The 3601-nt window shown below is 67.3% G+C and carries 4 protein-coding genes; 2 read left to right on the forward strand and 2 right to left on the reverse strand.

The annotated features are described in order from the left end of the window. Both U1E69_RS20180 and U1E69_RS20185 read left to right on the forward strand, forming a co-directional pair. A partial coding sequence (locus U1E69_RS20180) for an asparaginase (protein ID WP_322246205.1) occupies positions 1–555 on the forward strand: 555 nt, incomplete at its 5' end. A 30-nt stretch (positions 556–585) separates the two neighbouring features. Then, complete coding sequence (locus U1E69_RS20185; RefSeq protein ID WP_322246206.1) at positions 586–930, forward strand: DUF2794 domain-containing protein; 345 nt, start codon at positions 586–588, stop codon at positions 928–930. An 86-nt stretch (positions 931–1016) separates the two neighbouring features. On the opposite strand, the gene U1E69_RS20190 is transcribed toward U1E69_RS20185, so the two are convergent. After that, positions 1017–1832 (reverse strand): NlpC/P60 family protein, encoded by an 816-nt coding sequence (locus tag U1E69_RS20190; RefSeq protein WP_322246207.1) that lies wholly within the window; start codon positions 1830–1832, stop codon positions 1017–1019. 48 nt (positions 1833–1880) lie between these two features. Next, complete coding sequence (locus tag U1E69_RS20195) at positions 1881–3275, reverse strand: leucyl aminopeptidase family protein (RefSeq protein WP_322246208.1); 1395 nt, start codon at positions 3273–3275, stop codon at positions 1881–1883. Positions 3276–3601: the final 326 nt, after the last annotated feature.

A 3601-nucleotide genomic window follows, 5' to 3' on the forward strand; every position in this document is an offset into this window, starting at 1 on the left:
CTGAAGGCCGGGCCGGAATACATCGAGATCGACCACCCGCTGCAAAAGGCCATCCGCGCCGCGACCGAGGAAGTGACCGAGGAGACGACGGCCGGCTGGGGCGTCGACGGCTGCTCGGCCCCGAATTTCGCGATGTCGGTCGGCGCTCTGGCCCGCGGGATGGCGAAGTTCGCCACGGCCCGCGAAGGCCACGGCGCGCGCGAGGGCGCGATGCACCGGCTGACCCGCGCGATGGCGGCGCATCCGCATCTGATCTCGGGTGAAGGCCAGGCCTGCACCGAGCTCATGCGGGCGATGGACGGGCGCGTCGCGATCAAGGGCGGGGCCGAGGCGGTCTATATCGCCATCGTGCCGGAAAAGGGCTTTGGCATCGCGCTGAAAGTGTTGGACGGCGGCTATCGCGCGTCCGAGGCGGCAGTGGCGGCTTTGCTGGCGAAGATCGGCGTCCTAAACCCCGCGCACCCGGCGGCGGTCAAGCGCATGGCGGGCGTGCAAAGCAACTGGCGCGGGATGGAGACGGGGTTCTACCGCCTGGCTGACGGGTTTCCCGGTTGATTTGAAGGGCGAAGCGGGTAAGCTTTGCCGATGAACGCCGAAGCGCCGATCCCGTTTCCGCAGTCCGGCCAGGTCCCGGATCAGGTCAGCTTCGACCGCAAGGAGCTGGGTCAGATCCTGCGCGTCTATGGCCGGATGGTCGCCGCCGGGGAATGGCGCGACTACGCCATTGCCGCGATGCGCGACCTTGCGGTCTTCGCGATCTTCCGCCGCACCGCCGAAACCCCGCTGTATCGCATCGAAAAGCGCCCGAAACTGCGGGCCAGACAGGGGCTTTATGCCGTGGTCGGCATGGACGGCCAGGTCCTGCGTCGGGGGCACGATCTGGATCAGGTCCTGAAGGTGCTGGAAAAGCGGCTGATCGGCCCGGTCTGAGGATAGGCTCCTCGTGCGACTTCGTCTTCTCGTCGCAGGGGCATGGCGCAGCGAGGAGTGACGCAGTCAAACGACGAGCGGTCCGGTCACATCCTTTGTCGTGCCAGAACCAGCCCCCCGCCGCCGGCGGATATGCGCGCGACGCTGTCGCGGATGCCTTCATAAGCGACCGACATCGTATGCCCGTTCGCGTGGATCAGGCGGTCCTTGTCGACCACCAGCGCCACATGGCCCTTCCAGAAGACCAGATCGCCGCGCCGCATCGCCTCGCTGGCGGGCAGGTTCCGGCCAAGGGCCATCTGCATGTCGCTGTCGCCCGGACAGGGCTTGCCGCAGGCCTGCATTGCCAGCTGCACCAGACCCGAACAATCCAGCCCCATGCGCGAATTGCCGCCCCAGAGGTACGGCGTTCCCAAAAGGCTTTCCGCCACCGTCACCGGGTCGTCGGCCCATTCGCCCAAGGGACGCAGGTGGCGGATCGGGACATAACCATGCGGCGTGTTGGCCCAGGCGCCCCAGGACCCGATCATCGCCAGCCGCGAGCCAAGGCTCAGCGCCGCCTTCTCGGGCGCCTGCACCTGCGGTTCGGTGTAAAGATGCGTCCCGGGTACCGCGACCCAATGGGTCGGGGCGGGTCCCTGGCCCAGGTCGCTTTCGGCCATCCAGCCGCAATAGCCGTCCTTGGCCGCCATCACGAAGGCATGGCCCTTGTCGCGGTCGATGACTGTCACCGCTTCGCCCAACAGAAGCTGCCGGTCCCGCGCCCCTCCGGGGGTGGCCCGCAGGTTCGCCACCGGCACGATGACCTGGGCCTGCAGCCCCTCGGTCAGGGGGGCATTTACCTCTCCGCTAAGCGAGACATGCGCCACGCGTCCTGAATAGGGCGTCAGCCGTCTGTCCATCACGTGCTCTCCAACTCGTTCCCTACCCCGGCCCGCTTGTGACGGACCCTATAGCGCCAACATGGTCCCCAAGCCCCCAAGCAGCGCCCGCGCGCCCTGGCCGACCCCACCCTTCGGCCGCGCCGGCTGGTCGCTGGGCGTGTGGCCGTAGATGTCGAAATGCAGATAGCGCGGCACATCCACAAAGCGGCGCAGGAACAGCGCTGCCGTGATCGACCCGGCAAAGCCGAAGCCCGGAGCATTGTCGAGGTCGGCAATGCCCGGCTCGATCACCGTCTCGTAGGCGTCATGGAACGGCAGCCGCCAGACCGGATCGAACCCGGCCTTCGCCCCCGCCTCAAGCGCTGCGGCCAGCCCGTCGTCGTCGGTGTAGTAGGGCGCGAGGTCCGGCCCCACCGCCACCCGCGCCGCCCCAGTCAGCGTCGCCATGCTGACCAGAAGGTCGGGAGCCCCCTCACACGCATAGGCCAGGGCATCGGCCAGGACCAGCCGCCCTTCGGCGTCAGTGTCGTTCACCTCGACCGTCAGGCCCTTGCGGCTGGTCAGGATGTCCTTCGGCTTCAAGGCATTGCCGGAAACCAGATTCTCCACCGCCGGGACCAGAACGCGCAGTTGGACGGGCAGGTTCAGCGCCATGATCATCCGCGCCAGGCCCATCACCGTGGCGGCCCCTCCCATGTCCTTCTTCATCAGGTTCATGCCCGACGAGGGTTTCAGGTTCAGCCCGCCCGTGTCAAAGCAGACCCCCTTGCCGACCAGAGTCAGCTGCGGCCCCTTGGTCCCCCAGCGCAGGTCCAGCAGGCGTGGAGCGCGGGGGCTGGCGCGGCCGACGGCATGGATCATCGGGAAGTTCCGCGCCAGCAGGTCGTCGCCCCGGATCACATCCGTTTGCGCGCCGAATTCCGCTGCCAGCGCCAGGAACGCCGCCTCCAGTTTCGCCGGGCCCATATCCTCGGCCGGGGTGTTGATCAGGTCGCGGGTCAACGCCTCGCCCTCGGCCATCGCGATCAGGCGGGCGGCGTCCAGCCCTTCGGGGCAGATCAGCCGGGGCAGGGTGGGGGGCTTCTTCTTCGGGCGGTAACGGTCAAAGCGGTAGCCCGACAACAGCCAGGCCAGCGCAGCCTCGACCCGTTCGGCCGGGTCAAGCTGACCTTCCAGTCGCCAGTCGCCCTCGGGCAGGGCGGCTATGGCCTTCGCCAGCCCGAAACGCAGCCGCCGCCGGGCCTGGGCGGTGCCATAGCCCACGACGGCCCCGGCCACCCCGCCATCAGCCGAGGGCAGCAACCGCAACTCGCCCAGTCCGGCCTCGAAGCCGGTTGCCGTCAGCCAGCCGGTCCAGGGCTGACCCGGTCCCGCAAGGAAGGTGGCCAGTTCCTCGGGCCGCAAGATATGCAGGGGTCGTGCGGCAGAGGATGGGTCGGCGAAGGCAAAAGCATTGGTCATGGGTCGGTCGCGGCCTTAAGTCGTTCGCATCAGTTGCGGGAATATTCCGCGCAAGTTCAAGCCTTTCCAGAGATCTGACGCGGATCGGCAAAAATTCCCCCTTCCTGCGGTATGACCAGGCAGAGGTCACGGATTGCAGAAGGTGGTCGCATCGCAACCTTGACGTGAATTCAGCGGTGACTGTGCCCTAGGGTCAGGACCCATTGATCTTGCGCTGGCAGCGTGATTCAGCCTCCGCAAGGAGACTGAACGATGAGCAACCTTTTCTGGCTGACGGAGGCACAGATGGCGCGGCTGCGGCCCTTCTTTCCCAAGAGCCATGGTAA

Source organism: Tabrizicola sp. (assembly GCF_034366665.1).
Classification (GTDB): domain Bacteria; phylum Pseudomonadota; class Alphaproteobacteria; order Rhodobacterales; family Rhodobacteraceae; genus Tabrizicola.